This is a genomic window from Paenibacillus contaminans (assembly GCF_003285015.1).
Taxonomy (GTDB): domain Bacteria; phylum Bacillota; class Bacilli; order Paenibacillales; family NBRC-103111; genus Paenibacillus_V; species Paenibacillus_V contaminans.
In genome coordinates this window covers 25,860-32,648 of sequence record NZ_QMFB01000056.1, presented here as the reverse complement: position 1 = coordinate 32,648, position 6,789 = coordinate 25,860, and the positions used below count along the sequence as shown (strand labels likewise).

Below are 6,789 nucleotides of genomic sequence, written 5' to 3'. Positions count from 1 at the left end.
TCCTGCGAATGAGCGAGCATTCGTGAGAAAACCGCTACGAACAGAGGGAGTTGCGTTTGCCTCACTATCGGGCATGAACGAGCATTTTACCGGTGGAATAGTGCGGGCAGCCTCATTGATAATAAGGTTTTCTTCACTAGGCGCACAGTCTATGCAAAACATTTCCGATATCCGTGTTTGCTTTCGTAACGGTGTCTTTCATCAATCCCTAGCAAGGCGGAAAGCCAACCTTGGATCAAGAGCGGTCAACGTATTATCACCTCAATCGTCAACTTCTGCTGGAAGCAGCCGGATTCATTCCACCGCCTCCGGCTTTACTACTTCGAGCTATCCTTCGCGGACGTTTCCCCGTTATCGAAAAATGACGTATCGACAATTCTCGCATAAATGTACGGATTTAATTCGGGACTTTGCACATGGAGCTTAATTTTTTCCAAGCCTTCTACATTAAATACCATCTGCCGGACCCCGTCCTTCGGACTGATCGTGTGTTTTTCCAGCACCGTTTCGCTGATGTTTCCGGCGGCCCCGCCTGCATTATAAAGGGAAAACACGACGTCATGCTCCCCTGGGCTTACGACGGCGGCATCCAGGACGAGACGCTTATATTTGCGGTCGAGCGTAAAATAAATATCGCCATACTGGTCGATCTTGAACGCTTCCTGGAACTGTTTTTCTTTGATCAACGTTTCTTCAGGATCCTTGGAGCGTGTCACATAAATGTTGTCAATCTCAAGCGGCATAGCGAAAATCGGCGTTTTCTTGCCGGGTATTCCTCCAATATAAATGGTATCCGTATCGCCGTCGTAATCGATCGGAATTTTGAGCGCTTCGGCAATCGCACGGACGGGCAGGTAGTTGTTGCCGTTATAATGAATCGGCTTCAGCGGCTCTCCGGTTTCGTTCTTCGGCTGCCAACGATCGCCATTCAAAACGAACGATATCCCGTGATTAAAGAAAGCGTTGACAGGCTCAAGATTGGTCGCCGCAAATGCGGATCCTAGGGACGTGGCAAGAAAAGCGATAATAAGCAATGCGACTTTGACCGTTTTCTTTCTTACAAATCGTTTCAACGTATATTCTCCCTTTCGTACTGGAATGAAGTGCTGCCGATTGCAGCTTTTTAGACCTCTTTCTTGCCCAGCATCCGGACGATGCTTGAAACGGCTTCCGCGCGGGTGGACAGCGCCTGCGGCTTGAATTTCCCTTCCGGCAAGCCCCCGACGATGATGATGCCGGTTTCCTCCGCTTTGGACACGGAAGGCTTCGCCCATTCCGGAATGTCCGCGTCGTCCGCAAACCCGGTCTTCTGCGCATTGCCTGCAGGAAGTCCGGAAGCTCGCATGACCATGGCGATCATTTCCGCATGAGTGATGTTCGCATTCGGGCGGAACGTGTTGTCGTCATAGCCGAAAATAAGCCCGAGCTTCACCGCCTGCCTTACCGGTTGCATCGCCCAATCGCCGATATCCTCCTTATCTGCGAATGTAAGCGGATCCCCATCGCCTTCCGTCTTCAGCCCTTTGACGATCATCTTGGCAAACTCCGCCCGGGTTACGTTCCCATCCGGCAAAAATGTCCCGTCGGGATATCCCGAAACGATTTGGAGCGACACGGCCTTTTCGATCTCCTCGCGCGCCTTATGACCGGCGATGTCCGGGAAGATTGGCGCAGGCTCAATGTTGGAGACGACGGTGGCAATGCTTGTATCGGTAAAGCTTCCGCTTTCCGTCTTCACCGTTATTTTTGCAAAACCCGAAGCTTTGCCGGTAACGTTGCCGGTGCCGTCCACCTCGGCGATCTGGGGGTTGTCGCTGCTCCAAACGACCTTCTGATTATCCGCATCGGATGGGGTGACCGCAGCGGTCAGCTTCTCGCTTTCCCCCGGCGACAGCGTTATGGACTTCTTATCCAGCTTGACGCCGCTGACGGCTTTTTTATCGATATTCAAATGTAAATCATTTATATACTTCAATATGCTGGAATCCACGATATATTTTTCGGGATTGATTTTGATAATACTGGCCTTCGCCTTCGTTTTCGCAATGACATTCACGGTCCCCGGACGAAGGTTGTCCGGCAGCTCGTATTTGTCCACTACCGGGGTCAGCGAGTAGACGTAAACCGTGCTTTTATCCGTAATCGTCTGTTTGTCGGCATAACTTAGCGGGCCGATGTTGTCCATCGTATTATTTACGTAAAATGTTTTGGTGCCGTCCGGACCATACCGGGTAATCTGGTAATACGACTCCATGTTCGAATTGTCGCTCCAGTTCAGCGTTACCGTTCCGTCATCGTTTGACGTCGCGGTAAAATCGGACAGGTCTGCCGGCTGCAAAATTTTGTACGGTCCGATCTTCTTCTCGGAATAACTCTTGGCTCCGATAAGCGGATCGAAGTACGCGCTCAGACGGAAGTGAGCGGATGTGAGCTGCGGGTCGATGGGAAGCATGAACGTTTTGGTCAAAAAGCCGCCGCTTTCTCTGACGGGCGGCTCCGTCCAGGTTACGCCCTGATCGGTGGAATAGCCGAACATCATTTTTTCGATTGATGTCGTCCCCGCCTTGTCGGTGTCATACGTAAAATAATACTGCTTCCCGGCTATCAAATACGTTACCGCAGCAAAAGTAGCCGCATCCGAAATGCCGAACCGGTTTATTTGCGCCGCATCCGCTCGCGCAGCCGGCAGCGCGGCATACAGAAACAGCAAAGCCGCGAAAAATATAATCGACTTTCGTATTGAACGCAAAGAACCCCCCTCCTTCAGATTCATTCTAAAGGAGGGGGCGCTTCAAAAGCGCTTCAACTGCGGCCGGTTTCACCCAAAGCTCCAATAACGGTCGATTGTCTCGAGTAAACTCGGGGTAATCGTTTTATTCCGTACGGCCTCGGCTGCAAGCGGGGGCAGCGGCCGCGCAGCGGAGGTATGGCAGACGCCGCTAAGCTCGCGGCAGCGGTCGATATACTGCTGTTTGCCCGACTTCCGGAAAAGCGCCTCGTTCAGCAAAAGCGCAGCCTCCTTTTGTTCGGCCGATTCGGGGTTCAGCTTCCATATTTCGTATAGAATCGCCGCCTGCTCCTGATCGCCGGAAAATTGCTCCCGCATCGATTGCAGCAGGGCTGCCGCTTCCCCCGACTCGGTCTTCATCTGCAGCAGGTGGATGAGAAGCCTGACCTGCATATCTTTGCGTTTAAGCCGGTTCGCGATTTCCAGCGCCTCCTCCGCAATATGTGCGGCGCGTTCCGGCTGATGCCGGCCATGTCTGAGCAAGCTCATGTAATACAACGCCTCGCAAGCGAAGTAAGGGGTGTTCAGCCGGCTAAACAGCCGAACGGCACGCTCGAGCAGGGGCTCGGCCTCCTCCAGCCGCCGCTGGGCAATCAAACTGCTTCCCTCGAAGCTGAGCGCAATGGCGACGATCCGCAAATCCTTGATCCCAACCGCTTCCTCCAAGCAAAAAGCAAAGCACGGAGCCGCAAGATCATAACGCCCCAAATACTGGTAGTATCTGCCCAACATGCTAAAAACGATTCCGAATCCCATACGGTCGCCGATCGATTTGCTGATCTCCATTTTGTCGGCGAGAAGGTCGAAAGCGAGGTTCACTTCATCCGTGTCCATATAAACCATCGCCAATACGCCCATCGCCTGCTCGATCGAATACTTGTCCTGGTTCTCTGCGGCAAGCTTGATTTGTTTCTTGATCCAATATATCGCTTGGCCGTAGTCGCATTGGTCATAATGAAGGTGCCCGATCACGCCGAAAAAACGGCAGTCCTCCCGGCTCCGGTCACCGGTATGGCGCAGTTCCGCTCTCTTCGCCTGATAATCGAGCACTTTGTCGTAATCGCCCATGTAGTAATATAAAATCCCAAGCGTCACATAAACGGAGCTCAGTCCGGCATGATCGTCCAGCAGCTCAAAAAAGCGGAGGGCTCGCTCCAAATGAACGCCTGCTTCCTCGTATTTTCCCTGTAACCGCAAGCAATTACCCAGCGCAACATCGCACGCCGACCGCTCCTGCAGCGAAGCTCCGTTTCCGGACTGGTCGAGCCAACGTCTATAAGTCTTCTCGGCTTCGCTCCAATGCCCGGCTATAATCAAGGCATCGCCGAGCTGCATTAAAACCGGCAGCCTTTGCTCCGGAGGCAGCAGGAGGCACAGCTTGTTATAATAGCCGATCCTTGTCTCGTTCGCATAAATATTTTCCGCTGCCGAGGCAGCCAGTTTATAATAGTCGACAGCCTCTTTTTCCATGCCGGCAAGCTGGTAGTGGTGGGCGATTTCCGCTGCGACGGCTTCTGAGCTGTCACGGTGAAAAACCGGCAGCAATCCGGCGATTTGCCCGTGGTACCGGCGGCGCCTGCTCTCGTTCATGAGACTATACGCGGTTTCTCTTATGACATCGTGGGTAAAATCGTAGGTGCCGCTCGCCGTCTCCCGCAAAACCTTCAATTGCACAAGCCGATCCAGTTCATCGAGCAGCGCTTCCTCCTCCACGCCCGCCGCCATCGACAAAAACGCCGTTGCAACCGGTCTGCCGGCAACCGCAGCAACCGATATCAGCTTGCGATGAGCCGGCATCAGCTTGCTTAAACGGTTTTCAATGACGGACTTCACCATGGGCGACAACCGTATTTCGCCGCCTCCGCCCGCTTGCCATTCGCGCAGCGTTTCCGTAATAAACAGCGGATTGCCTGCCGTATCGGCGTAGATGTCGGACGAAAAACGCTCCGCCATCGTCTCGCCTACGGACGCTGCCATCAGGCTTCTCGTCTCCTCCTTGCTGAGAGGCGCCAGTTCGATTTCCGTCAGCATTCCTTCAAGCCGAAGACCGGAAATAAACGGCTCGACGGCGTCGCCGGGATACTCGTCCGTTCGCATCGTCGCAATGACGAATCGTTTAGCTTTGGCATCTTTGCTGAGGAGGTAAGAAAGGAACTGCAGCGTCTCGCTGTCGCTCCATTGCATATTGTCGAGGATGAGCAGCAACGGCTCTTTGTCCGCCAGCGCCCGTTCAATCGCTTCATACCAACGGTGCAACTGCCAATTTTCCTCTATCGGGCTTGCCTTAGGCAGGTCGGGATGCCTATCGGACAGCTCGGGCAGCAGCCGGGACAGCTCGGACAGGTGTGGCGAATGGAGCCGTGGCAAAGGAATACTTCTGAGCCATGCGGCAACCGGCGAATAGGACAATGCTTTCACGGACGGGTAGCAGCCGGCGAATGCGGCTTGAACGCCTTCGCTTTCAAGGCGCTCCTTGAATTCCATAACCAGCCTCGTTTTGCCGATCCCCGCCTCGCCCTTAATGACGAACAACGTATTTCCGCCGTCCTGCGCCTTTTTCCAGCCGCTCAGCAATTGTCCCCATTCATCCAATCTGCCGATCAGCGGTCTCGGACGCTGCGCCTCCCCCTCAGGCTCGCCCCCGCTTAGCATCAGCCTTTGGAAAAGCCGAACGGTTTCTTCCGAGGGTGCGATCCCAAGCTCGGTCTGTATCGTTGTTTGCAGCTGCCGGTAAATCAACACAGCCCCTGCCGTATCTTTATTCAAAGCATGCAGCCGCATGAGCGTCCGGTAGCTTTCCTCCCGTAAATTGTTGTGCATAAGCAGCTTATTTGCATAAAACAAGGCGGCCGAGTATTCGCGCTGACTTTCCAATAGGCCGACAAGCTTGTCGAGCACATTCACATACGTTTGCGCCAGCAGCTCCCGCTTCGCCACAAGCCATTCCTCAAAAAAACCGGGTAGTAGCTCCCCGCGGTACAGTTCTTCCGCCTGGCGCAGCTCATGGAGGGTTTGTCCTAGCGCTGCCTGCTCAAACCGGCGCACATCCGATTCGCAAGGCAGCTCATCGTTCCAACCGATAGATGCCGGCGTAATCTTGATATACCGTTCGATGAGGGGGAGACGCTCCCGCAGGTCGTGAAGAAGCTTCCGCAGGTTGGACAATGCTTGTTTTTCGGAAGAATCCGGCCAAAATTCAAAAGCGATTTGTTTCCTGCTAAGCGGCCTATCGAAGGCGAGAACCAAATACGCCAGAAGCAGCTTGGCTTTCCCTCCGGGAACGGCCTGCTGCTGCTCTTCGCCGCCGAGAATGATGCTCATACCGCCTAACAGTTGAACGCTGCAGCCTTCCAATTCGTCTCCTCCCTGTTCGAAGTGATGCGGGAATATCGGCGTAATCGATACTCCGTCCATTTTTTTCCGCACCCCGCGCGACTCCCGTCATGCGATGCTCGGTCACACGTCGGCTGTCAAACCTCGTGCGGTTAATTTGCAGCTTGCATATTATATGTTTACTGTTTGTTCAATCCACTGCTTAGAAGCGTTCGCCCAAAATTCTGAGCTATAGTTGCAACCTCCGTGCCGCTGATGACTCGTTGTCCCTGAGAAATAGTAAGGTTAAGACTACTGTAAATATGCAGAATTCACTTTCTCTCGTCGAAAAGCCGTGTTCTGTCGGGAAAATGAGGCAAACGCAATTATTAGTGAGGCATGCCTTACTATCTCTAGCCGAAACCCTTGTTCTAGCGAGATAATGAGGCAAACGCAATTATTAGTGAGGCTAGCCTTACTATCTCTCGTCGAAATCCCGTGTTCCAGCGAGATAATGAGGTAAACGCAATTATTAGTGAGGCAAACGAAATTGATAGTTTCGTTTGCCTCACTAACGGGCGAGAACGAGCATTTTACCGGTTGAATAGTGCGGTCAGCCTCATGAACAATAAGCTTTTCCTCACTACGCGCACGATTCATGCATCCCAATAAACAAATGGCAGAAAAAG

General features: G+C 53.1%; 3 protein-coding genes. All 3 read right to left on the bottom strand.

The annotated features are described in order from the left end of the window. Positions 1 to 317: 317 nt before the first annotated feature. Complete coding sequence (locus DQG23_RS40640) at positions 318 to 1,073, bottom strand: hypothetical protein (protein WP_113036770.1); 756 nt, start codon at positions 1,071 to 1,073, stop codon at positions 318 to 320. 50 nt (positions 1,074 to 1,123) lie between these two features. Next, the gene (locus tag DQG23_RS40635) at positions 1,124 to 2,749 is read right to left on the bottom strand and encodes an S-layer homology domain-containing protein (RefSeq protein WP_158560957.1); all 1,626 of its coding nucleotides are present in this window, start codon (positions 2,747 to 2,749) and stop codon (positions 1,124 to 1,126) included. Positions 2,750 to 2,818: 69 nt separating this feature from the next. Next, complete coding sequence (locus DQG23_RS40630) at positions 2,819 to 6,214, bottom strand: ATP-binding protein (RefSeq protein WP_113036768.1); 3,396 nt, start codon at positions 6,212 to 6,214, stop codon at positions 2,819 to 2,821. Positions 6,215 to 6,789: the final 575 nt, after the last annotated feature.